Genomic DNA, 24,828 nt, shown 5'->3' with positions numbered 1-24,828 from the left:
AACCGCGCCAGCGCCGACTCCGACCCCTTCGGCCACTCCTGACCCACCGCCAGATTCGCCACCCACGCAAACCCATCCGGAATCCGCAGATCACCGTCCATGGGGACGGCCACTCTGCGAATGGCGGTCCACGCCGGACAGGGCAGCCACGTCCTGCCACCCGCGGAGTCTTTTCATCACGGGTAAAAACAGTAAGCGAAATCAGTCGACGGTCAAAAACAATTCACCGCCCAATTCGACCGCGATATTGCCCGAACGCGCAACACAGGATCCATTCGATATTATTCATCATCGATTCAACTTCCGTTAACCGATTGATTCACGGCCCTACTTCACATGCGGTCTGAGCAGCACCTTCACCCTCACTCGGCAGCCTTTACCCACTCCACCATCTGCGATGTGAATTTCGTGGCCGCCTCGAGGAGAAACATGAGCGGCATGAATTTTGGGCGACCATCGAGCGCTTGACGCCGAGTCCGGGCATCTGGATGCCCTACGACTGGACGATCTTGCGTTCGATGTCTGCGAGCAGCGGGAAGCGCAGGTCGCGCTTGGGGGCGAAATCCTCGTGCGAGCACCAGAGGGGCTCCGCAGCGGGCCGACAGGGAGAAAGTCGCGCCACGCGACTGAGCCGTCGGCATCCAGAAGGACGCCGCGGAGGGTGAAGTCAGATGCGGGTTGCCGATCTTCTCGCTGAAAGCGAGCCGTGGCCTGTCTCCGCAGCCGGAATCACACGGGGCCGGCCCGTGAACGACGATGCTGGTGGACCCGGCCACGAGGCAGGTCCACCAGCACCGGGGAACGGCGGGTCAGGCGAGGCCGGTGGCCCTGATCACCGTCTGCGTGACCGTGTCGCCGCGTCCGTCCGTCGCGTGGACCCGCAGGGACAGGTAGCGGGCCTTCTTCGGTGGGTCCAGACGGACCCTGGCGGAGTCTTCGGCCGCGCCGCGCCGTGCGGGACGCTGCCAGGTGCGGCCGTCGTCGTACGACACCTCGACCGAGTCGGTGTCCACCGCCTTGGACGAGATCCCCGGCAGCGCGGTGGCCGTCACCGTGAGCTCCGCGTCCCGCTCGGCCACACCGTTCTTGTCGGTCGTGATGCCGTAGTCGAACTGCAGGAGCGGGAGCAGCTGCGGGTCGTCCGACCGGGGCGCGGCGGAGGCGAAGGCCCATTCGGTGCGCGTGCCCGTCGAGTAGGGGTATCCCTCCGCCCGTTCGGTCGTCGTCACGAGCCGGTACCGCTCCGGGCCGGCCGGCAGGTCCTCCACACGGATGCCGGCGCCGTCGGCGCGGGTCACCCGACGGCCGTCGCGGTAGAGCTCGATCGCCTGGGACGTGGTGCCCGGGCCGGCCACCCCGGCGTGGTTCCGTCCGCCGTCGCCGAAGGCCGGAACGATGATGTCGAAGGAGTCGCCGGTGCGCCGGGGCAGCCGCTGGGACTCGTTCAGCCGGGGGTGTTCGACGGGGCCGAACCACTGGACGGGGGTGGTCCGGCCCGCCGGGTAGCCGACCAGTCCGGAGTACTGCATCGAGGTGACGCCCCGCGCGGCCTCCTCCATCCAGTCCGCCTCCCCGGCGGGCGTGACCCAGTCGGTGCGCTCGGCACCGGCCGGGACCGGCCGCGACAGGCCGACCTTCACGCCGAGGTAGGGCTGTACGTCGAACCGGAACTCGTCGAGTTCGGTTCCCGGGTCGCCGCGGAAGGAGACGCCGACGCGGGCGAGGCCGTCCGGGCCGGGCGCGTAGCGCTGCGTGTCGGGGACGGTGCCGTGCCAGCTGTGGACCAGGTCGTACAGGTAGTCCGTCGTCGCGTGGCCGGCGATCCGCATCGGGACCGATCCGGTACGGCTGCCCCGGATGCGGGCGATGAGGGCTTCGCCCTCGGTGCGCGACAGGCCCGCGATGACGAGATCGGTACGGCTGGTGGGCTCGCGCAGCCGGCCGTCCTGGTCGTTGACCACGACCAGCAGTGCGACGCCCGCGTTGCGCGCGGCCGTGTACGGGTCGTCGGCGGCGGTGGCGGTCCGGTCGTCACCGTCGTCGCCCTCGTCGGGGACGTGGCGGACCACGGCCACCCTGCCCCGGGCGCCGGCCGCCGCGTACTCGGCGGCGGTGCCGTTGCCCGCGAACACGGCGGGCAGGCTGCGGATGCCCTCGGCCGGGGTGCCGGATCCGGGCTGGAGCCACAGGTCGTCGAACTCCTGTGCCCCGGAGGAGAGTTGCAGCTGCGGCTGCTGCATGCGCCAGCGGACCGTGTAGGTCAGGTCGCTTCCGGACGGCTTCGGCATGGGCGTGGCCCACACACTGTCGAAGGCGTCTCCGAGCATGTCACTGTCCGTGACGGCCGGCGAGCCGTCCTTGAACGACTGGTGGAAGTCGGCGCGGATGTAGGTGTCGGTGGAGGTCCTCGGTGTGACGACCTGCGTTCTTCGCAGCTTCGTCCCGTCCAGCGTGACGTCCGTGTCGCTGCTGCCGACGACGACGTCCGTCTTCGCCATCAGTGCCCGGCCGGCGGAGGAGGCGCCGTGCACGCCCCGCACGGCGGCCCAGGTCCAGACGGTGTAGGTGCCGGGGGGGACGACGGTGTCGATCGAGCCGTCGAGGTCGGTGTCGAGCGCGCTGTCGGTGGAGTCGTCGCCCTTTCGCCGGTAGTTCACCTCCACGCCGGGCAGTGCCGCGCCGGACCGGTCGGTGGTGTGCACCCGCAGGTGATGGTCCTCGACGCGGGTGCTGACCGCGAGCAGGGTGCGGGTGACGACCTCGCCGTCCACGACACCTTCGAGGTGGCCGGTGAATCGCGCGCCCGCCGGGGCCCGGTCGAGCGTGGTGGTCACGTCGGCGGTGGCGGTGCCGTGCGGGGGGACGGTGACCGGCACGCCCGTCACGGTGAACAGGCCCTCGGGGGCGTCGGCCGCCTCGACGCGCGGGGTGACGGCGATGGGGGTGTCTCCCGAGTTGGCCCAGGTGACCGCGCGGGTCACGGTGCCGGACGCCGTGCCGGGGGTGTGGATGCCGGCGTCCGCCGTGCCGGTGGCCACCAGCGGGCCGGTGGCCGCCTCGGCGTCCACGCGGCCGTTGCCGCCGGCGTCCGCGGGGATGTCCGGTGTGGCGTGCGCCGTGCTGACCAGGGCGTCCTTGATGCGGGCGCCGTCCCATTCCGGGTGTTCGGCGGCGACCAGGGCGGCGACGCCCGCGACATGCGGGGTGGCCATCGAGGTGCCGCTGAGGGTGGCGTACGAGCCGGAGCCGAAGGTCGCCCACTGCGAACGGGCCGCCAGGATGCCGACGCCGGGGGCGGTGATCTCGGGCTTGATCGCGTCGTCCCGGAAGCGGGGGCCGCGGCTGGAGAAGTCGGCGAGCGCGTCGGAGGAGTCGACGGCGCCGACCGTGAGCGCGGCGGACGCGGCACCGGGGGTGGCCACGGTGGCGTCGGACGGTCCGGAGTTGCCGGCCGCGATCGTGAACAGGGCGCCGGTCTCGGCGCTCAGGTCGTCGACCGCCCGGCTGAGCGGGTCGGTACCGTCGGAGGGGCGGTCGCCGCCGAGGCTCATGCTGATCACGCGGGCCTTGACGTCGCGGGCGGCCCATTCCATGCCGCTGATGATCCAGGAGTCGTAGCCGCCGCCGTCGTCGCCGAGGACCTTGCCCACGTGCAGGCGCACACCGGGGGCGACGCCCTTCTCCTTGCCGCCGGACGCGGCTCCGTTGCCCGCGACGGTGGAGGCGACGTGCGTGCCGTGCCCGTGGTGGTCGGCCACGTCCTCGCCGGGCACGAAGCTGGCGGAGTCGGCGACGACGCCCCGCAGGTCGGGGTGGCCGGTGTCGTAGCCGGTGTCGAGGACGGCGACGTCCACACCCTGCCCGGTGTCGCCGCCCTTCCAGACCTCGGGGGCACCGATCTGCGCGACGCTGTCGGCGAGGTCCGCCTTGACCTTGCCGTCGAGCCACACCTTCTTGACGCCGCCGGCCAGCGCCGGTGCCGTCCGTGCCGTGCGAGCGGCCGGGGAGGCGGGCTCCTGCCGGGTGAGGTCGGCCCAGAACGACGCCGCGTGGCCGTGTTCTTGGGTGACGGCGGTGCCGTCGATGCTGGTCAGCGCCCGCGCGTCGGTGGAGCCCTCGGGGAGCGACGGCGCGGCCTGCTTCCGGTGGGCGTCGGAGGCGTAGGTCAGGATGACGGGCAGGCCGTCGGTGTGCGCGTCGTCGTAGTCGTCGGCGACGAGCCGTGTGACGTCGAAGAGTTGGTCGTCGAGGAGCCCCGCGGCCACGAACCGCTCGGCGGCGGCCGGGTAGACGTACGTGTCGCCGTGCTGCGTCGTGACGCGGGCGTCGGCGCGACGGCCGTCCGGACCGTCCACGGTCACGGTGGGCGGGCCGTCGCCGCCCTGCGTGAGGGTGACCCGGTCACCGGTGATGAGGGTGACGACACGCGGCCCGGCCAGGTGCGGGGCGCTGAGGGAGGGCGTGCGCTCCGGCGAGGGGGCGGACGTGGCGCGGTCGGCCGCGGATGCCGGCGGGACCGCCATCAGCATCGCGGCGACGCCCACGACGAGCGGAAGGCCTGATCGGTCTCGGAAGTGCGGTCTCACAGAGGATCCTTCGCATGAGATCCGTCCAATGTCGGCCGCATGCTAGCTAGTTGAACGTTTCAACGAGCTTACGAACGGGCCGCCCTCGGTGACGCCGCCCTTAAGGGCAGGGAGGACTGCCCCGGTGAACCGGTCAGCGGCGCTGGATGTCCTTCAGCCAGTCGGCGAGCGCCAGCGCGGCCTCCGGGTCCGCCTGGGCCAGACGCACCACCAGCGCCGGATCGATCGCCTTCAACGGCCCCACCCAGGCCATCGTCGTGAGCAGGGCGCTGTGGGCCCTGACCGACGGGGGGAAGTCGGCCGGATCCTTCACGGTGTGCGGGATGCGCTCCTGCAGGGACACCGACGTGTGCCGGGTGCGCTCGCTGACGTGCCGCCATGCCTTCAGATCGCCGGACTCGAACAGGACCAGCGGACCCTCGGCGCCGAGGCGCTCGCCGAGCCCCTCCTCCATCAGGCCCGCCTCCTCGACGACCTGGAGCGCGTACACCCGGGCGTGCGCCTGGTAGTCGTAACCGCGCTGGTCCTGGCGTTCCCGCTCCCGTGCCGCGCGCGCGGCCGCTGCCTCCGCGTTCGCGACGCGCTCCTCGCGGACCATCGGATCCGACTTCGGATCGTACATCTGGGCGGTGTCGGCCAGCAGACTCTCGATGCGCTGCCACTCGCCGAACTCCACCGCAGCGCGCGCGCCGTCGGCCAGGTCCTCCGGGCCGGTGTCCGGTGCGGGTCCGGATGCGATGCCGTCCAGCACCCGGACGACGTCCGCATGGCTCATGCCGGCGGCCCGGCGGCGCACTGCGCTGCGGACGGCCCGCGCCTTCTCCGTCTCGCCGGTCACGGTGACCGCGGGGATACGTAGGCTCTGACGACCTGGGGTGACCACGTACGGCTCTCATTCACTACGGGAACGCACACTCTGGTGGCCCCCGGCTGGCGGCATGCCCGGGCGGCCTGTGACCATGTAACGCAACGGAGGCGGCGAACACCACACCGTCCGCCGCGGTGTTCCTGTTGAGGTATCCGGGGTGCCCCATCGATCTCGCCGCAGCCAGTCCGTGCCCGTGCCGACGGCCGGGTGACCAGGGCAGGGGCGCCGCTCAGGCGAGGTGCCACTTCTGGTTCGACGTCCCGCCGCATTCCCACAGCTGCAGGCGGGTGCCGGCGGCCGTCCCCATGTCCTTGGCGTCGACGCACATGCCGATCCGGGTGTTGACCAGGTCGTGGGAGCTGTTGAGGTTGAACTTCTGCGCCCAGCCGCCGTTGCAGCGGGCCAGTTGGATGGTCGCGCCGTCGTCGCTCGAAGCGTTGGCGATGTCCATGCACATGCCCTCGGAGCGCACGGTGCCGTCCGACGCGAACACCCACTTCTGCCAGGCGTCGGCGGCGCATCCCTGGAGCGTGAGGGGGGAGCCGTCCGATCCCCTGTGCGCGGACACCCCGATGCAGCGGGAGGACCCGTAGCCCATGATCATGTCCCCGGCCACCGCGGCGGCGTGCGTGGCCGCGGGCGTCGGCTTCGTCTGGCTCTTGGTGGTGTCCTTGGTGCCGGAGCCGGTGGTGTGCGAGTCGGAGGCGTCGACCGCCTTGCTCCCGCCGCCGGAACCCGAAGAGGAAGCGGCATGCGTGGACTTGGACCCGTCCGCGCCCGCGGAGGGGCCGCCGCCCGGCCTTGCGCCGGCGCCGGGACCCGCGTGGACCGAGACCTTGGGACTGCCGTCCTTGCCGTGCCCGGCGGGGGCGGAAGGGGACGCGGAGACGGACGGGATCATCGCGCCGCCCGGTCCGATCTTGGGCATGACGCCGTCCTCGACGTGCGCCGCCCGCGGCTGGGAGGCGTCGGCGTCACCGTCGGGAACCGCCATGAAGGCGACGGTTCCCAGGCCCAGCGCCGCCAGTACGGCAACGGCGGTCATGACCCCGACGAGGCGCACGTTGCGTTCGGACCGGGCCTCCGGCGACGGGCTGCCGCCGCGCGCGGCCATCACCGTGCCGGCCTTGGCCATCAGGAGCCGCAGATACCTCACCGACCGGCCCTCCTCCCCGTTCCGCTCGTCCGCACCGCCGGTCGCGGCCGGACGGCCTGACCGTCCATGGCTCTCGGTCGGGGCGGCGCCCGGCAGTTCCGCCTCCTCGGCCGGTCCGGCCACGACGGCCGTGGATGCGGGCTCCGTCTCGGCCTCGGGTACGGTCAGAGACCCGGCGGGAGCGGAAACCAGCGTGCCTGCCGCCGATGCGGGGATCGATGCGAGGAGACCGACGTCGGCGCGGCCGGCGCCGGACGGCGGCACGGCCTTCGGCTTCGCCGCCCCAACCTCGGACGTGGACTCGGGCTCGGGCTCGGAACCGGCCTCGACCTCGGAACCGGACTTGGACCCAGTCCCGGACCCGGACCCGGACTTGGGGCCGGTCTCGGACTTGGGGCCGGTCTCGGACTTGGGGCCGGTCTCGGACTTGGGGCCGGTCTCGGACTTGGGGCCGGTCTCGGACCCGGACTTGGGCCCGGCCTCCGGTGCGGTCTCCTCTCCCTCCGGGACCCCCGCCTCCCCGACCGGCGTGGCGGGCACGGACCCCGTCTCTCCCAGCCAGGGCAGCGGCTGTTCCCAGATCGCCGCCTCGCCGGCCGACCCGGTCGACTCCGCCCGTCCGGTCCTCTGTGCCATGTGTGCCCGCCCGCCTCACGGTCTGGTGGTCTCCGAACGGACGACCCTAGGAGGAGGCGAGAGCCAAGGAGCGCGGACGCGGGCAAGGTTGCCCTGGAGGGCCGAGGGTCTTCCCCTGTGTCTCCGGCACGGGCCCGCCGGGCCCTCTGCCCCTTCGGCCAGGATTACGTGCCCGCGGGGACAGACATCGGCCGTCGGACGGGGGCTCGGGCAGGGGTCTGCCTAGGCTCGGGAGACTCCAGCCGCAGGGAAGCAGGAAAGCGGGAACGCACGTTGAGCACCATGGTCGCCAAACGTCCGCCGCGCGCAGAGGGTCCGCCCATGCCAGAGGGGCAGGTGGAGCTCGCCGAACCCCCCGTGCTCAGTGAACCGGCCACCGCCGACTTCGGGTCGCTGATGACCTATCTGCCGATGGGCCTGGGTTCCGGGGCCATGGTGCTGATGTTCTCGGTCGGCAGCGGCGGCGCCTCCACCTACATGATGTCCGGGATGATGGGCGTGGCGATGATGAGCATGACGCTCACGCAGGTCGGCCGCCCGGGCTCGGACCGGCGGCGGCGCATGCGCGCCGAACGCCGCGACTATCTGCGCTACCTCGACCAGAAGCGCAAGCAGGCCCGGCAGGCGGCCGACGAACAGCGCGCCGCCCTGTTGTGGGACAACCCCCCGCCCGGTGACCTGTGGGCGCTCGCCAGGGGCACCCGCCTGTGGGAACGCAGGCCCGGCCACGAGGACTTCGCCCGGGTCCGGATCGGGCTCGCCACCCGGCGCGCGGCCCTCGACTTCATGCCGCCGCAGACCAAGCCGGTGGAGGACCTCGAACCGCTGTGCGCGATCTCGCTGCGCCGGTTCACCAAGGCACACCAGACCGTGCCCCTGCTGCCCGTGCCGGTGTCCCTGCAACGCTTCACCAGCGTGGAGTTCACCGGCGAGACCGACGAAGCGCTCTCCCTCGCACGGGCGATGCTCGGGCAGCTCGCCGTCTTCCACTCCCCCGACGAACTGCGCATCGCCGTGCTCGGCGACGCCGAGGCGCACCGCGAGTGGGACTGGCTCAAGTGGCTGCCGCACAATGCCCACCCCTACGAGGAGGACTCCGCCGGACCGCTCCGCCTCGCCGCCTCCGACCACGACACACTCCTCGAACTCCTCGGAGCGGACGTCCGTGACCGGCCCGACCACGACCGGGACTCCTCGCCCAGCGTCGCCGAGCCGTTCACCGTGATCGTCGCCCAAGGGGTGCGCATACCCGAGTCCTCCCGCCTGCTGGGCGCCGGCATACGCGGCGTCGTGCTGCTCGACCTCACCGGGGCCGTGCCCGGCGGTCCCAAGGTGCTCCGGCTCCGGGCGCACGACGGGCAGGTCGGCTTCCCCAGCGGCACCGAGACCGTCACCGGCCGCGCCGACCGGCTCGCCCCCGTGGAGGCGCAGACGCTCGGACGCGTCCTCGCTCCGATGCGGACCAGCGGCGGCGTCGACCTGGTCGACCGCCCGCTGGAGTCCGACTTCGACCTCACCACCATGCTGGGCATCCGCGACGTGCGGGGTTTCGACGTCCACGCCAAGTGGCGCCCGCGCCTGGCCCAGCACGCCCGGCTGAAGGTGCCCATCGGGGTCACCGCCGACGGCGAGATCGTCGAACTCGACCTCAAGGAATCGGCGCAGGGCGGCATGGGCCCGCACGGGCTGCTGATCGGCGCCACCGGATCCGGCAAGAGCGAACTGCTGCGCACCCTCGTGCTGGGCCTGGCCGCCACCCACTCCTCCGAGATCCTCAACCTGGTCCTGGTCGACTTCAAGGGCGGCGCCACCTTCCTCAACATGGACAGGCTGCCGCACACTTCGGCCGTCATCACCAACCTCGCCGACGAACTGCACCTCGTCGACCGGATGCGGGACTCCATCAACGGCGAGATGATCCGCCGGCAGGAACTGCTGCGCGAGGCCGGTCACGCCTCGCAGTACGAGTACGAGAAGGCACGTGGCCAGGGGGCCACGCTCGCGCCACTGCCCTCCCTGCTGATCATCGTGGACGAGTTCTCCGAACTCCTCGCGAACAAGCCCGAGTTCGTGGAGCTGTTCGTGTCGATCGGCCGGCTCGGGCGCAGCCTCGGCGTCCATCTGCTGCTCGCCTCCCAGCGCCTGGACGAGTCCCGCATCCACCGCGTCGAGGGCCACCTGTCGTACCGGATCGCGCTGCGCACCTTCTCCTCCATGGAATCCCGCAGCGTCATCGGCACCGCCAGCGCCTACGAGCTGCCGTCCGCGCCCGGCAACGGCTACCTCAAGGTGGACACCACCAACCTGGTCCGGTTCAAGGCCGCCTACGTCTCCGGTCCCGTCCCCGCGCCGCCCAGCCCGGAGGAGGCCGCACGCCGGGAGGGCGCCGCCCTCGAAGTGACCGCCTTCGGCCTGGAGCAGCGGGGCAGTCTCGCCTCCGTGCGCGCGGAGGAGGCCGCGGCCCTGGTCTCGCTCGCCGAGCAGGCCCTGCACGAACAGGGCCCGACCGCGTCCGCGGTGGAGGACGAGGGCGCCGACGACAGCCTGCTCGACGTCATGGTCGACCGGCTGGAGGACAACGGGCCGCCCGCACGGCAGGTCTGGCTGTCCCCCCTGTCGGAGTCCCCCGCCCTGGACCAGCTCCTGCCCGGCATCGTGCCCGACCCCCGGCGGGGTATGGGCGCGTCCGACCCCCGTGTCCAGGGAGCGCTGCGGGTGCCCCTGGGAATGGTGGACCGCCCCTTCGAGCAGCTGCGCGAACTTCTGGTCGCCGACCTCTCCGGAGCCGACGGACACGTCGGTGTCGTGGGCGCCCCGCAGACCGGCAAGTCGACCCTGCTGCGCTCGTTGATGCTGTCCCTGGCCCTGACCCACACGCCCGCCGAAGTGCAGTTCTACTGCCTCGACTTCGGCGGCGGCGGCCTGGTGTCGACCTCCGGACTCCCGCACGTCGGGTCGATCGCGACCCGTCTGGAACGTGACCGCGTGCTGCGTACCGTCGAGGAGCTGACGCAACTCGTCGGGCGGCGGGAGCAGTTGTTCACCTCGCGGGGGCTGGAGTCGATGGCCGCCTACCGGGCGCTGCGCGCCGACGGCGCCGTCGACGACCTGTACGGTGACGTGTTCCTGGTGATCGACGGGTGGGCCACGCTCCGCCAGGACTTCGAGGACCTGGAGCAGCGGGTCATGGAGCTCGCCGCCCGGGGCCTGTCGTTCGGCCTGCACATGGTGGTCGCCGCGGTGCGCTGGTCCGAGGTGCGCCCGCGCGTCCGCGATCTGCTCGGCACCAAGCTCGAACTGCGCCTCGGCGACGCGATGGAGTCGGAGGTCGGCACCCGGGCCGCGGCCGGCGTCCCGCACCAGCCCGGCAGGGGACTGACCGGTACCGGACACCACTTCCTGTCCGCGCTGCCCCGGCTCGACAGCTCCTCGCGCGGCGACGACCTGACGGCCGCCACCAAGGCCGCCGTCGCCGAGATCAGCACGTTCTGGACCGGCGACAAGGCCCCCGGCGTACGCCTGCTGCCGACCACTCTGGACGCCCGCCGCCTCCCGGCGCCCACCGACGCCCGCGACCTGAGGTTCTGCCTCGGCTGGGACGAACAGCGCCTGGCCCCCGTCTGGCACGACTTCGGCGCCACCCCGCACCTGCTCGTCTACGGCGACGGCGAGACCGGCAAGACCAACGCGCTGCGCCTGGCGATCCGCGCCATCACCAGCCGCTACCGCCCTGAGGAGGCGCGCATCCTGCTCGCCGACCCGGGCCGCGGCCTGCTCAAGGACGTACCGGAGGAGTACCGGGTCGGATACGTCGTCGACGGCGACGGGCTCGGCAAGCTCGCCGAGAGCGCGGCCGTCTCCGTGAGCAAGCGGCAGCCCGGAGCGGACATCACGCCGGAGCAGCTGGAGAAGCGCGACTGGTGGGCCGGGCCGCTGCTGTTCGTCCTCGTCGACGACTACGACCTGTTCGCCGGCGCACCCGGCACGGCCTCCCCCATGGCGCCGTTGGTGCCGCTGCTGTCGCAGGGCGCCAACATCGGGCTGCACCTGGTCGTCGCCCGCAGCACCTCGGGCGCGATGCGCTCGGTGATGGACCCGCTGATCCGCCGCATGTGGGAGCTGGGCAACCCGGCGCTGCTGTTCTCCTACCCCAAGGAGGAGGGCAAGTTCATCGGCGAGGCCAAGCCCCGCACCCTGCCCGCCGGACGGGCCCAGCTCGTCACCCGGCGCCACATCAAGCTCGTCCAGACCGGACTGGTCTCGGCGGGCCCCGTCCCCACAGGAGCACGATGACCACGGCAGCACCGCTGACGGGAAGGGCCACCGAGGTCTGCCGCGTCACCGTCGAGACGCCCGACGGCCGGACCGACCTGTCGATCCCCGTCACCACACCGGTATCCGACCTGCTCCCCTCCCTGCTGCGGCAGCTGCCCACCGCGGCCGCCGCGGACGGCGACCCCTGGGTGCTGCAGCGGCTGGGCGAGGACCCCCTCGCGCCCGAGGCCACCCCGGAGACCGCCGGGCTGCGCCACGGCGACGTCCTGCATCTGCGCCCGGCCGACGCCCCGCTGCCCGCCGTGCACTTCGACGACCTCGCCGACGGTGTCGCCCGGACCGTCGGCGAGGGCCAGGGCCGGTGGCGGCCGGAACTCACCCGCGGCCTCGCGCTCGGACTGGCCGGCGTGGCCCTCGCCGCCGTGGCCGCCGCCCTGCTCGGCACGGGCGCGAGCCACCGCACCGCCGCCGTGTCCGCGGCCGTCGCAGTGGTGCTGGCCACCGCCTGCGCCGCCCTGTCCCATCTGGAGGCGGACCGCGGCAGCGTCCTGGTCGCCGGCCTCGGCGCGTTCGTGTTCGCGGCCGTCACCGGACTGATCGTGCGCGCGGACCCGGCCGGCGATCACACCACCCGGCTGGCCGGCGTGGTCCTGGGCTGCGGCTTCGTGACAGGGCTCGCCGCCCTGCTGTTCGCCCTGCGGGCGCTGCCGCTGGTCGTCCCCGGCACCGTCCTGCTCACGGCGGTCGCCGCGGCCGGCACGGCGGGTCTGGGCGAGGTCTTCGGGCTGCGCGGCGCGCAGTCCGCCGCGGTGATCGCCGTGGCGCTGTTCGTGCTCGGCCACCTCGCGCCCCGCCTGGCCCTGCGGACCGCCCGGCTGCGGGTGCCCCAACTCCCGCACGACGCGCAGGAACTCCAGGAGGGCATCGAGCCGGAGACCGGCACACAGGTGTCCCAGCGGGTCTCCGTCGCCACCGCCTGCCTCGACATGATCAGCATCGGCTCGGCGCTGTTCTGGGTCGTCGCGCTGTGGCTGGTGACCTCCCACGCACCCGGCTGGGCGGGCTGGCTGCTGCCGCTGTCCCTGAGCCTTGCCGTGCTGCTGCGCGCACGGGGCACCAACGGCACCCTCCAGCGCACACCCGCCGTCCTGACGGGCGCCTACGGGCTCGCGCTGGTCCTGGTGCTGCGCACCGCGCACGACGGGCCGGGCGGCAGGGCGATCGCCCTCGTGGCGCTGCTGGCCGCCACCGTACTGCTGCTGGTCGGCGCGTGGCGGCTGCCGCAGGCCCGGCTCCTGCCCATCTGGGGTCACCTCGGAGATCTCCTGGAGATCGTCACGGCGGTCGCGCTGCTGCCGCTCCTGCTGCAACTCCTCGACGCCTACGCCTACTTCCGCGGCCTGGCCGGCTAGGGCGGGCGAACGTGCAGACTCGACGTGATCACGTACAGGCGTACCAGTTCGCCATGGGCCGCCTCGCCTCCGCGCTGGTCAGCGGGGACCCCGGCCGGGGGCAGAGCCCCACCCGCAGGTCCACGCTCGGCTCCGTGTTCGGCGTGGCCCTGGTGGTCCTGCTGTGCGCCGGGTTCGGCGTGTACGGCCTGGTCTCCCCGGTCGCGAAGGACGACTGGCGCAAGGACGGCGCCGTCGTCCTCGACAAGGACACCGGTAATCGCTACATCTACGCCGACGGCGTCCTGCGCCCCACCCGCAACTACGCCTCCGCGCTGCTCATCGCGGGCAGGCGGGCCGCTCCCGCGACCCCCTCGGCGAAATCCCTCGCCGGCGTCCCGCAGGGCGCCCCTGTCGGCATACCCGGCGCCCCCGACACGGTGCCGGACGCGGCCCACCTCACGCCCGGCCCCTGGGCCCGCTGCCTGCCACGGGCCGGGGCCGCCGACACCGGCCAGAGCCTCGCCTTCGGCCCGGTCGTCGCCACGATGCGCGCCCTGCCGGCCGGCCGCCAGGCCCTGGTCACCGGCCCCAAGGGCAGCCTCTACCTGCTGCTGCGCGGCGTCAAACATCCCGTCCCCGGCCACGCCGCCCTCATCGCCCTCGGCCTGGACGACCAGATCGCGTTCACCGCCACCGCCGACTGGCTCGCCGACGTCCCCACCGGAGCCGCGCTCAGCGCGCCCACCCCGTCCGGCGCCGGCAAGTCGGCGGGCAAGGTCGCCGGGAAGACCGCCGAGGTCGGGCAGCTCTTCCGCACCGGCACGGACGGCAGCGAACGCCACTACCTGCTGCGCTCCGACGGACTCGTCCCGGTCAACCCCACCGCCTATGCCCTGCTCGCCGCGCGTCCCGGCGCACCCGAACCGCGGCGGGTGGAGCAGACGGACATCGCCGTCGCCCCCGTCTCGCCCGACCGCGGCCCCACCGACCGGATCCCCGACGTCGTCGGCGTACCCGCCCTGGACGGCGGCACCCTCTGCCTGAAGCACACCACCGGCAGCACGTACGAACTGGTCGTGAGCCACTTCGACGGCGGCCCGGTCGCCCTGCCGGCCGGCGGCGGGGTCCTTGCCGTCCCGCAGGGCACCCGTCTGAACTACCTCGTCACCGAGCAAGGGGTGAAGTACCGCATCGCCGACGACGACGCCCTCCAGGCCCTCGGTCTGGGCGGCGCGAGGTCCCGCCTCACCCTGCCCGCCGGCGTCCTGGCCCTCCTGCCCGACGGCCCGGCGCTCAGCCGCGCCGCGGCCGGAAAGGGGTGAGCGGGGTGAGCAGGCTACGGCTGCGCGCCACTCCGGCCGGCGACGCCCTGCTGGTCCACCCGAAGGGACGTCTCGACGAGCGGGCGGCCTGGTTCGCGGAGGGACTCAGCCGCGACCCGCAGCACACCCTGGTCGTCGTCGACCTGCCCGCGGGCGTCCTCGCCGACGAATGGCGGGCAGTCGCCAGGCTGCTGTCCCCAGCCCGGTACGGCAGCCTGCGCGTCGTCTTCGGCCGCGACCGCGGCGAGGAGGTACGCAGGGCCGCGGGACTGATCGCCGACCGGCTCGGGAGGGAGGTCCTCGCCGCCGACGGCGCCCTGGTGCCCACCGTCAGGGGCGGCCTGTTCGTACCCGGCGACGACGCCGCCTGGCTCCGCTTCCGGCCGGGCCGGGCCGCCGAGCACGACTCCCAGCGATTCCCCAAGCCGCACTGGGAGTTCGCGCTGCCCACGCGCGCCCGTGCGGTGAGCGCCCGCACCACCGCCCAGCCGGTCCCGTCCGGCGTGTGGCTGCGCCACACCGACCGCACCCTGCTGCCCGGCGAGCACCGGCGCACGGTCGAGACCGTCCCCATCGACCCGCGTCGTCTCCTCGTCGTCCTCGGCAGCCCGGACACACCACCCCTGCCGGTCGACGACGTGGCCCGCTACTGGGACAGCGTGCTGCCCGACGCGCGCCCCTCGGTGCGCTTCCACCTCTACGGCACGCTCGACATCCCGGAGTCCCTCACCCCCGGGCAGTGCCTCGCCGACGTCCTGGACCACGAGGTCGTCCTCTACGCGGACCTCCCCTCCGGCGCGACCGCCCGGGACGGCGACGACGGCACCCTGGCCTACGTGCCGGCACGCGCCACGGCGGCGCTCCAGCCCCTGCCGGCCTCCGGCCAGCCCGCGACGACGGGCAAGGCCGCCCTTCCGGACACCACCGCGGCCGGAGGCCGACTCGGCGCCGGCCCGGCCTCCGCGGGAGTGGCCGGCGGAACCGAGATCGCGGCGGGCGAGGTGCCGACGGTCCGCGCCGCGGACCCGGCGGCCGTACCGGCCCTCCTGCCCCGGCACTCCTTGCCCCGGGTCCAGATGGTCTCCGGGACGACCGCGCCGCCCGCGGGTGGCGTGCGGGAGGTGTCCGGACCACAGGTGGCGGCCCCCGCACCGGATGACACGTCCACACCGCAGGTGGGAGCCGCCGCCGAACCCACCACGGCGGCACAGGACCCCTCCCTCGGAGCGGCTCCCCTCACCACGGGCGCCGAACCCGCCACCCGGACGCCCGCGCCGGCCGGCACCACCGGCGCCGACCCCGCACCGGCACCGCCACCGGACACCGCTCCCGAGGCGCAGGAAGGGGACGGCGCCGACCCGCTCCCGGCCCCCGACCGGGCTCCCGGGCCCGACACACCACCGGCCGTGGCGGAGCCCCCGGCCCCGGCGCCCGCCCCCGAACCGGCACCCCCTCCACGGTCCGTACGGCCCGCCGTGCCCCGCTTCCGGCTGGAATCCGGGCCGCCCGCCCCGGAACCGGGAGTGGACCCGGACCCGCGGCCGCCCGTCGCCCCGCCCCCGATCGCGACGCCCGGCCCCGCCCCGGTGCCCGACCCCGCCCCGGCCACCGCGGCCGCGGCCGTCCGGGTGCAGCCCGTCCCCGGTTCCGCCGCCCGCGCCGTTCCGCCCGAACGCGGCGTCGCCAAGGAACGGGACTGGCTGCGCCGGATGTTCAACGAGCAGTACAACGCCACCGCGGGTGCCGTCTCCCGGGTCATGTCCGAGACACCGGGACTGCGCGGAGGCTCTCGTGCGGAAGCGGCCGACGCTCTGACCGAACTGGTCGCGGTACGCCTGTACCTGTCCGGGGACAGCCGCGGGGCCGACGCCGCCGTCCGCACGGCCACCGCCGGACCCCACGTGCCACTCGCCCGTTGTGTGACCGCCGGACTGCGCAGGCTGCCCTCCTACCGGGGCCCGGCGCTGCTGCGCACCCGCCTCACCGACGCCGAGCGGGCCTGGTACCGGCAGGGGCGGCTGGTGACCGAGTGGGCGTTCTGCCACGCCCGGACGTCGCTGCACACCGGCCCTCGCGGCGTCGGCGCCACCGACGTCCTGATCTGGTCGATGACCGCCCGCCGGACCACCCAGCTCGACCCGACGCTCGCCGACCGGGTGCTGTTCCTGCCGGGGACCGTCTTCAAGGTGCTGCGCACCGACGGCCGCGCCGTGCTGATGCGGGAGGTGTCGTCGTCGGAGATCTCCGAGGACGGCCGGGTCGACGTCCAGCAGGCACGGCTCGACGAGATGGCCGTCAAGGGGCTGGGCAACATCCTCGACGCCCTGGAGAAGGCAGGCACCGACGCCACGACGGAGAGCGCCGATCCGCCCGGACTCATCGTCACCCCCGACACGGGCCGTTCAGGTCGTGAGGAAGTAGCCAAGCCATGAGCAGACAGGTGCTGTTGGTCTCCCCGGACCGGCCGGGCGCCCACCGTACGATCGGCCAGGCCCTGGCCGACGCCGTCGAGGGCGCGCTGGTCACCGTCGCCCCGGGCCGGTACGAGGAGAACCTCGACATCACCCGCGCCGTCACGATCGCCGCCGAGGGCGGCGCCGGGACCGTGCGGGTGCACGCGGCCACCGGAAGCACCGTGGTCGTCGAGGCGGACGCGGTGCAGCTCTCCGGCCTCGTGCTGTCCGGCGCCGACCCGGAGGCACCCGTCCTCGACCTGCGCCGCGGGCAGTCCGCCCTGGACGGATGCGTGGTCGAAGGCGCGGCCTGGACTGCCGTGCTGGCCTGGAACGAGGGCGTGCTGGCCGCGCGCGGCTGCACCGTGCTCAATCCCAACGGCGCGGGCGTCGTCGTCACCTCCCGCGGCGGCAACGTCCTGGAGGGCACCGAGATCAGCGAACCGGGCTCCTCGGCCGTCGTGGTCGCCGAGCAAGGGCGCCTCGGCGTGCGCGACTGCCGCCTGGACCGCCCCGGCGGCAACGGCGTCTGCGTCAACGGCACCGCCACCGCGACCGTCGAGTCCACGCAGATCACCGCCAGCGCCAAACCCGCCGTCGCGGTCGAGCAGGAGGCCAGGGCCACCCTCGTCCGGGTCTCGGTCACCGGCAGCGCCGTGCTCGACGCCTACCTCACCAGCCGCGGCGAGACGACCCTCACCGACTGCGACTTCGCCGGTTCGGCGGGCCAGTCCGTGCACATCACCGAGGGCGCCGCACCGCATCTGCGCGGCTGCACGGTGACCGGGGCGGCGCGCGCCGGCATCCAGGCCGCGGGAGGAGCCCGGCCCCGCATCGAGAACTGCGAGATCACCGACACCCCGGTCGGTTTCCATGTGACCGGTGCGGGCACCTCCGTGAGCGCGACCGGACTCACCGTCCGCGCCACCGCCACCGCCGCGGTGCAGGTCTTCGACGCCGGCGCCGCCGAACTCGAACGGCTCACCGTCACCGGCACCTCGGGCGCCGGCATCCGCGCCCAGGGCGGCGCGCAACTGACCGTGCGAGACGGCAGGATCGATCTGAGCGGCGGTGGCCAGGGCCTGGCCCTCGCGGACACGGCGAGCGCCTTCCTCGCCGGCTGCACGCTGCACGGCTGCGGGGCGGTCGTCGGCGAGGGTACCGAACTGATCGTGCACGACAGCGAGTTCACCGACTCCGCCGACGACGCGATCCGGGTCCTGGCGAACGGCGCTCTCACCGCCTTCGGCTGCCGCCTGACGGGCGCCCGCGGAGCCGGCGTCAACGCCCACGCCGACGCGCGCACCGACCTGAGCAACTGCGCCGTCTCCGACAACGCGGGCGACCGCACGGCCCCCGCCGGGCCGGCCGACGGCCGGTACGGCGCGCCCTCCGACCCGCACGACCCCGACTCCCGGACCCGCGTACGCGGCAGCACCGGCACCGGGCCGCTCGCCGAACTGGAGGCACTGGTCGGCCTGGACAGCGTGAAGCACGAGGTCACCGGGCTGATCAACCTCAACAAGATGACCCAGCGGCGTACCGAGATGGGCCTGCCCATGCCGCCGATGAGCCGCCATCTCGTCTTCGCCGGCCCCCCCGGCACCGGCAAGACCACCGTGGCCCGGCTCTACGGCGCGGTCCTCGCCGAACTGGGCATCCTCAGCAAGGGCCACATCGTCGAGGTGGCCCGCGCCGACCTGGTCGCGCAGATCATCGGCGGCACCGCCATCAAGACCACCGAGGTCTTCAACCGGGCCCTGGGCGGTGTGCTCTTCATCGACGAGGCGTACACCCTGACCAACCAGTCGCGCGGCAGCGGTCCCGACTTCGGACAGGAGGCCGTCGAGTCGCTGATGAAACTGATGGAGGACCATCGCGACGAGATCGTGGTGATCGCGGCCGGCTACTCCGAGCACATGGACCGCTTCCTGGCCTCCAACCCCGGCATGGCCTCACGTTTCGCCAGGACGATCGAGTTCCCCAACTACTCCCCGGACGAACTGGTCACCATCGCGCGCAACCTCTGCGACAGGCACTACTACGAACTCGCCGACGACGCCCTTCTCGCCCTCCACCGCTACTTCGAGGACGTCCCGAAGGGGCCCACCTTCGGCAACGGCCGGGTCGCCCGGCAGGTGTTCGAGTCGATGATCAGCACCCAGGCGTCGCGACTGGCGTCGGACGCCACCGAGCACGACAGCGAACTCAGCCGCCTGACCGCGGCCGATGTCCCCCGGGTGGCACCCGCCCCGGCACCGCCGGCCCGGCAGGCCGAAGCCGCCTCCACGGCGCCGCCACCGCGGCCCGAAGAAGCAGCCCCCGCGCCGGCGACCGCGCACGACGCGCCGTCCAGCCCGGCTCCCGCGCCCGAAACCACCTCCGTTCCCGAGACCACCTCCGTGCCCGAGCGCGTCCCGCCCGCGTGGACCAGCCCCGCGGCGGCCGCCCGTCATCTCGGCGCGCTGACCGGACTCGACAGCGCGGCGGACGCCCTGGCCGCCCGCGTCGAGGCCCTCGTCGAGCTCGGCCAGGGCGCCGCCGACCTCGCGGACGTCATTCTCGAAGGCCCACCGGGCAGCGGACGCCGGGCGCTGGCCGCGGCCTACGGCCGCACCCTCGCCGAGTCCGGCGTCATACCGTCGGGGACGCTCACCCACCTGCCGCTGTCCAACGTCCCGGCCCGCTGGCCCCACCAACCGGCCTCCTACCTCGCCCACATCTTCCAGGAGGCGACGGGTGGCATCCTGCTGGCCGAGACCGACCCGGTCTTCGAGGAGCGGCCGGCCGACGAACAGGACGCCGTCATCGAGGCGTTGGCGATGGAGGCCGAAGCCCGCCACGCTCTCGGACCGGTGCTGGTGCTGTCAGGAGGCGGCCCGCACCTGATGGACCTGCTGCACGAACACACCGACCTGGCGGCGGCGTTCGCCGAATATCTCCGCCTGCCGGCCTGGACCGGAGACGGGCTCGCCGAGCTCACCTACCGGCGGCTGACGATGCTGGGCTTCCAGGTGAGCGACGAGGTCATCACAGCGCTTTCCGGCCAGGACCCGGCCCACGGCGCCTTCGGCGCGCACCGCCTGGCGGATCGCATCGCCGCACGCGCCGGGACCGACGAAGTGGTCCTCGACGACCTCGCCGACGACCCCTCGCTGCCCGTCGCGCGGACCCTGACCGTCACCTGACGGGCCTAAAGGGCAGAGACGGAAGGACAGCCGGGCAACAAGCCCCGCGGAGACTCGTCTTTCGTCATCCGCCTCACGGACCATCTTCGCCACAGGAGCGAACAGCACTCACGAGAGGAGCAAGCGCGTGGCCACCACGGACACTTCGGTGAGCCTTGCCGGCATGAAGTCCGCGCAGGGCGACTTCCAGAACGCCCTGGACGAGGTCAACGGCTCGTACACGCAGATGGCGAGCCAGATCGACACCCTGCGCGGCAGTTGGACCGGCGACGCTTCGAGCACCTTCCAGAGCGCCATGGACACCTGGCTGCAGGACTTCTCCACCGTCCGCAGCCAGCTCAGCCTGATGCTCGAGAAGCTGCAGGCCAACACGGGCGGCTACACCAACACCCACCAGGCCACCACGGACGCGGCCGCCCAGGTCAAGCAGAGCATGGGGCAGGGTCTGCCGGGCTTCTGACCCGTCGCCGCCCATCCCGTCACATTCCGAGGAGCGACAAGATGGCCACCTATACGGTGCAGATGGACCAGGTCGAGTACGTCATCGGTGAGATGGCCGCGATCAGCAAGAAGATCCAGGAGACCCTCGCCAACCTGGACGACGGCGCCAAGATGAACCTGAGCGAGTGGACCAGCGACGCGCGCAGCACGTACGACGCGGCCAAGGCCAAGTGGGACGCGGCCGCAGCCGACATGGCCATCCAGGCGTCCAACGCCACGAACTCGCTCGGTCACATCAACGAGGCGTACCAGGCCGGTGAGCGGCAGGGCGTCAGCCTCTGGGGGCAGTGACATGCAACAGATGGATGGGTCCGAGGGGAACGACCAGCCGAAGCCCGCGCCCAAGGGCGGGTCCAGCTCCAACACCCCCCCGTCGTCGACCCCGACTCCGAACCCCTCCGGCGGCGGCAGCTCAGGTGGCTCCGGGAACTCGGGTGGATCCGGCAATAACACCCACCCCTTCGTACCGCCGCCCGTGCCCGGTGGCGACGGGACGAAGGGAACTTCTGTCGACACCCCGTCGCTGGACCTCTTCGCCGCCAACCTCGACAAGATGATTCAGCCCGTGACGGCCGTGAAAACCCGTCTCGACAACCTTGTCACCTTCGCACCGGGTGCCTTCTACGACGCGAATGCCATGCGGAGGAAGGTCACCGGAGTGAGCCAGCACGATGGCTTGAAGAAGAGCTACTCCGACGTCCTGGGGCAACTCGTCAACGGCCTCACGGACACACGCGACGGCGCCCGGAAGCTGAGCCACGACTACGGCGCGGGGGAGGACGCCAACAAGGTGACGGCCCAGAACCTGGCGGACGCCTTCGAGAAAGCACCCGGCGACTTCGACGCGATGATGAAGGCCAACGGCGGTTCCGGCGCAACGAGCGGCGGAGACTCCGGGTCGGGGTCGGGGTCGGGATCCGGGTCGGGGTCGGGGTCGGGATCCGGGTCGGGATCCGGGTCGGGATCCGGGTCGGGATCCGGGTCGGGATCCGGGTCGGGATCCGGGTCGGGCAAAGGATCCGGCTCCTGAAGTCCGGGCCGCCTCAGCGGCTCCGGCAGGACGGCATGAGCTTCGGTCTCAGCCGGATGTGACAGTTCGCGGCCCGCCTCCGGCATCGGCCGGAAGGCAGGCTCGGACACAGACGCCAGGCGCACGGGAGATCGAAGTGCCGAACTACACGAGCGACGGGTTCACCCAGGACGGCGGCAGCGGCAACGGCGGGATGGTCTTCGGCCAGCCCGACGAATCGTCCGACGGCAGCCCCATGGACTACTACACCTGGGACTGGAAGCAGATCCAGGCATCCATCGTCGGCCTGGCCTCGGGCACGCCCAATGCCTCGGACTGGGCTCATGCTCGCGCCGTCGCCGATCCGCAGTCGTTGCAGGACGCCTCAGCCGTCTTCCACGAGGTCCAGTTGCTGCTGGAGGGTGTCTCGAAGGCTCTGGCCGACCAGGCGGACGCACTCGCGGGCGACCACGGCCCATGGCAGGGAGACGCCGCCAAGTCGTTCCACAACATGATGACGAATTTCTCCCGGCAGGTGAAGGCGAACGCGGATGTCCTGTCGGGCGGTTCCACGGGCACGAACTCGGTGCCCAAGCAGCTGTTGGTCAACGCGATCGAGCTGAATTATTCACAGGTCGCCATCAACGAGCTCAACACCAAGTACGCGGCGATGGCGCTCAAGCAGAACGCTTCGCAGGGCTCCGACGGAGCCGTGTCACTCAGCAAGTTTCCCGCGATCGTCAACGCGATGACCACCGCGATGCGTGACATCCTTCTGAATCTGGCGCAGAACTACAAGTTCACCACGGACACAATCGTCAATCCCAAGACACTGGACATCACGGTCAACAGCGGAGACGGCTCCGACCCGGGCGGGGGAGACGGGCTGGACGGCGGCCTCGGCGGCGACCCGGGCGCGGGCGGCGACATCCCGGGGCTCGGTGATGACGCCGGGCTGGGCGACGGCGGGGGCCTCGGCCCGGATCCCCAGAGCCTTGCGTCCCTCGCCGGAATGCCCGACACCGGCATCGATTCCGGCCTCGACGGTCTGGACACGGGTGGCGGGGCCGGTGCGGGTCTCGACGCTCTGGACAACCTGGCCGCGGATCCCGGCCTGGGGATCGACCCGTCCGACCTGGGCGGCGGCACGGACGGGATCGGCGGGCTGGGCGACGGCGCGGACATCGGCGGATCGGGCTTCGACCCGTCGGCCCTGGACAACCTGCTCGGGACGGCGCCCTTCTCCGGCCTCTCAGGGCTGGGCACCGGCCGCGGGGGCGCCGCGGGCGACGAGGCACTCGACGGGCTGGCGGCGGAGGATCCCTCCGCGTTCGGGGACACCGGGCTCGACGACGGCCTCACCGGAGGCATCGGTGACGGGCTCGGGGAGGAGCTGGGCGACGGCCTCGGCGCGGCGGAGGGGGCCTCTCAGGCGGCCAACTCGGGTGGTTACCCCTACATGCCCGGCATGGGTGGCGGTGCGGGCGCCAACGCGTTGACGTCCGAGCCCTCGGACGCTTCGGGGCTTCTCGATCCGAGTACCGAACCGTGGGAGGGCGACGCGGCCCTCGGCGACGACGAGGTGGGCTCCGAACTGGGCGCGGCGGCCGGCGGTGAAGGGCTGGGCACGGCAGCCGCGGAGGGCCTCGGTGCGGCTGGACTGCCCTACCTGCCCGGCATGGGTGGCATGGGCGGGGCACCCGGTGGCAGAGACGCGGCGGGCGAACGCTCGGACGCGTCCGGGCTCCTCGAACCGGACACCGAACCGTGGGAGCCCGAGGAGGCCCCCGAGGAAGAGCAGGTCGGCTCGCCCGACGGTGTCCTGCCCGGAGTGCCGTACCTGCTCGGCTTCGGTGCCCCGGCCTCGCCGGCCCGCGCCGCGGGCCAGGGCACGACCGAGGGCGGTGTGCCCACCGAAGCCGCCACGGCCGGACCGGCGGCCACGTCGGGGAACGACGACAGCGACGCCGCGACGAGCGGCGCACCCGCGATGACCGGGTCCGACGGAATGCCGCTGCCCGGCGACGACAGCGGCAACGTCGTCCCGCGCCCGCTGCCCGACGACGGCGAGGAGGACTTCTCCGCCTGGGAGGCGGCGGCGGGCGCGGGAGCGTTCGTACCGCTCCTGTGGACGCTCCCGCGACAGGGGGAGGCGCCGTCCGGCACGGACGAGGACGGCCTGGCGCACGAGCCCCGCAGCACCTGGCAGCCGGAGCGCCCGGCCGGCGCGACGCCGTCCGAGACGAGCGCCGTCGCACCCTTCGTGGCCCTCGACGACGAACCCGGGACGGATGCCGAGCAGGACGAGGAGGAATCCGAGGAGGAAGCGGCGGAAGAGACCTCGCGAGGCATCGCGGACCTCCTCGTGCAGGAGGAGAGCGCGTGGGGGACCGTCCCCAGCGGACCCAATCCGCTTTTGTAGCTCGTCGGCCCGAGGAGAGTCCGACACCGTTCAAGAGGGAGAGTTCCCATGCCCAGCCGATTTGACCAGGAGATCGAGGATCTGCTGGCGCAGTACCGCCGGCAGCGCGAAGAAGCCGTCGAGACCCGGCGACGCATCAACGAGACGACGTCGACGGCCACCGCACCGCGCCAGGCCGTAAAGGTCACCGTGGGTGCTCAAGGCCAGGTCACGGCGCTGGAGTTCCCCACGGGCGCCTATCGCCGGATGGCTCCCAAGGAGCTGGCGGACATATTGCTCACCACGATCCAGCAGGCCAGGTCGCAGGCTCTGAAGAGCGTCGACGAGATCGTCTCCGCTCAGCTTCCGCCCGGGATAACCCTCTCCGGCCTCCTCCAGGGACAGGGCGACCCCACCGCCTTCCTGCCCGAGGAGCCCTTGATGCCGGACGCCGGATTCGACCCCACAGACCTGCACTTCCGAGGAGACAACGATGAGTGAACTGATCGTCAAGGGATCAGACGGCCTGAAGACGGCCTACGAAGAGGCGCAGGCCCTGGCCGCCAGGTTCGCCAACATCGGGAAAAAGCTGATGGCCGCCACGAACGAATACATGGGCACATCAGACCCCGACGAAACGGAAAGGGCATTCCGAGAGCAATTCATCCCGGGATCCAACGACCTCCACAAGGCAACCACCGTCTACGCGCGCGGAATCCAGTCGACGGCCGAAAACTTGAAGAACATGGGAACGTACCTCAACAGGACCGAGGAAGTCGCCACGGATGCGGCGCACAAACTGAATTCCCCCGGCCATGTGGCCGCAACGAATACTCCCTCAGCGCACTCCGCGCCGAAGCCTAAACGCTGATCTTCACGTCATCACGTAGTCCGTCTGGTTGTGAAATGCGGGGTGCTTTGTGGGTGACCTGCAGATTCCGGACGGGTTTGCGTGGGTGGCGAATCTGGCGGTGGGTCAGGAGTGGCCGAAGGGGTCGGAGTCGGCGCTGGCGCGGTTGGGTGCGGCGTATGCGGCGGG

At 72.5% G+C, this 24,828-nt stretch carries 14 protein-coding genes; 11 read left to right on the top strand and 3 right to left on the bottom strand.

All coding sequences use genetic code 11. The annotated features are described in order from the left end of the window. Positions 1-809: 809 nt before the first annotated feature. The 3 genes from ACZ4O3_RS43245 to ACZ4O3_RS43235 form a co-directional block, all read right to left on the bottom strand. On the bottom strand, positions 810-4,586 hold the full coding sequence (locus tag ACZ4O3_RS43245) for a S8 family serine peptidase (RefSeq protein WP_467727896.1): 3,777 nt from the start codon (positions 4,584-4,586) through the stop codon (positions 810-812). 133 nt (positions 4,587-4,719) lie between these two features. Next, positions 4,720-5,424 carry a hypothetical protein gene (locus tag ACZ4O3_RS43240; RefSeq protein ID WP_467727895.1) on the bottom strand — a complete coding sequence of 235 codons (705 nt, stop codon included), beginning with the start codon at positions 5,422-5,424 and terminating at the stop codon, positions 4,720-4,722. A 259-nt stretch (positions 5,425-5,683) separates the two neighbouring features. Then, positions 5,684-7,246, bottom strand: a complete 1,563-nt coding sequence (locus tag ACZ4O3_RS43235) for a ricin-type beta-trefoil lectin domain protein (protein WP_467727893.1) — start codon at positions 7,244-7,246, stop codon at positions 5,684-5,686. Positions 7,247-7,567: 321 nt separating this feature from the next. On the opposite strand from ACZ4O3_RS43235, the gene eccCa reads away from it, so the two are divergent. The 11 genes from eccCa to ACZ4O3_RS43180 all read left to right on the top strand — a co-directional run bounded on the left by eccCa (position 7,568) and on the right by ACZ4O3_RS43180 (position 24,660). After that, positions 7,568-11,539, top strand: a complete 3,972-nt coding sequence (gene eccCa / locus ACZ4O3_RS43230; RefSeq protein ID WP_467727892.1) for a type VII secretion protein EccCa — start codon at positions 7,568-7,570, stop codon at positions 11,537-11,539. Further along, a complete protein-coding gene (eccD, locus tag ACZ4O3_RS43225) occupies positions 11,536-12,933 on the top strand; it encodes a type VII secretion integral membrane protein EccD (protein ID WP_467727890.1) in 1,398 nt (465 codons plus the stop codon). The genes eccCa and eccD overlap by 4 nt, the downstream gene beginning before the upstream one ends. An 11-nt stretch (positions 12,934-12,944) precedes the next feature. Continuing rightward, positions 12,945-14,237, top strand: a complete 1,293-nt coding sequence (gene eccB / locus ACZ4O3_RS43220) for a type VII secretion protein EccB (protein WP_467727888.1) — start codon at positions 12,945-12,947, stop codon at positions 14,235-14,237. A 5-nt stretch (positions 14,238-14,242) separates the two neighbouring features. Continuing rightward, complete coding sequence (locus ACZ4O3_RS43215; RefSeq protein WP_467727887.1) at positions 14,243-16,669, top strand: hypothetical protein; 2,427 nt, start codon at positions 14,243-14,245, stop codon at positions 16,667-16,669. After that, positions 16,666-19,878 carry a right-handed parallel beta-helix repeat-containing protein gene (locus ACZ4O3_RS43210; RefSeq protein ID WP_467727885.1) on the top strand — a complete coding sequence of 1,071 codons (3,213 nt, stop codon included), beginning with the start codon at positions 16,666-16,668 and terminating at the stop codon, positions 19,876-19,878. The genes ACZ4O3_RS43215 and ACZ4O3_RS43210 overlap by 4 nt, the downstream gene beginning before the upstream one ends. A 127-nt stretch (positions 19,879-20,005) precedes the next feature. Continuing rightward, positions 20,006-20,338 (top strand): WXG100 family type VII secretion target, encoded by a 333-nt coding sequence (locus ACZ4O3_RS43205; RefSeq protein WP_467727884.1) that lies wholly within the window; start codon positions 20,006-20,008, stop codon positions 20,336-20,338. A 41-nt stretch (positions 20,339-20,379) separates the two neighbouring features. Continuing rightward, positions 20,380-20,670 (top strand): WXG100 family type VII secretion target, encoded by a 291-nt coding sequence (locus ACZ4O3_RS43200; RefSeq protein WP_467727882.1) that lies wholly within the window; start codon positions 20,380-20,382, stop codon positions 20,668-20,670. Continuing rightward, positions 20,636-21,409, top strand: a complete 774-nt coding sequence (locus ACZ4O3_RS43195) for a hypothetical protein (RefSeq protein ID WP_467727881.1) — start codon at positions 20,636-20,638, stop codon at positions 21,407-21,409. Before ACZ4O3_RS43200 ends, ACZ4O3_RS43195 begins: the two co-directional genes overlap by 35 nt. 136 nt (positions 21,410-21,545) lie before the next feature. After that, a complete protein-coding gene (locus ACZ4O3_RS43190; protein WP_467727879.1) occupies positions 21,546-23,810 on the top strand; it encodes a hypothetical protein in 2,265 nt (754 codons plus the stop codon). 48 nt (positions 23,811-23,858) lie between these two features. Beyond that, complete coding sequence (locus ACZ4O3_RS43185; RefSeq protein WP_467727877.1) at positions 23,859-24,290, top strand: YbaB/EbfC family nucleoid-associated protein; 432 nt, start codon at positions 23,859-23,861, stop codon at positions 24,288-24,290. Next, positions 24,283-24,660: a hypothetical protein gene (locus tag ACZ4O3_RS43180; protein WP_467727875.1), complete on the top strand. Its 378-nt coding sequence runs from the start codon at positions 24,283-24,285 to the stop codon at positions 24,658-24,660. The genes ACZ4O3_RS43185 and ACZ4O3_RS43180 overlap by 8 nt, the downstream gene beginning before the upstream one ends. Positions 24,661-24,828: the final 168 nt, after the last annotated feature.

This window comes from Streptomyces sp. NPDC026515, assembly GCF_055567595.1.
Note: the sequence above shows the minus strand (reverse complement) of the source record. Positions and strands in the feature narration are given on the sequence as shown.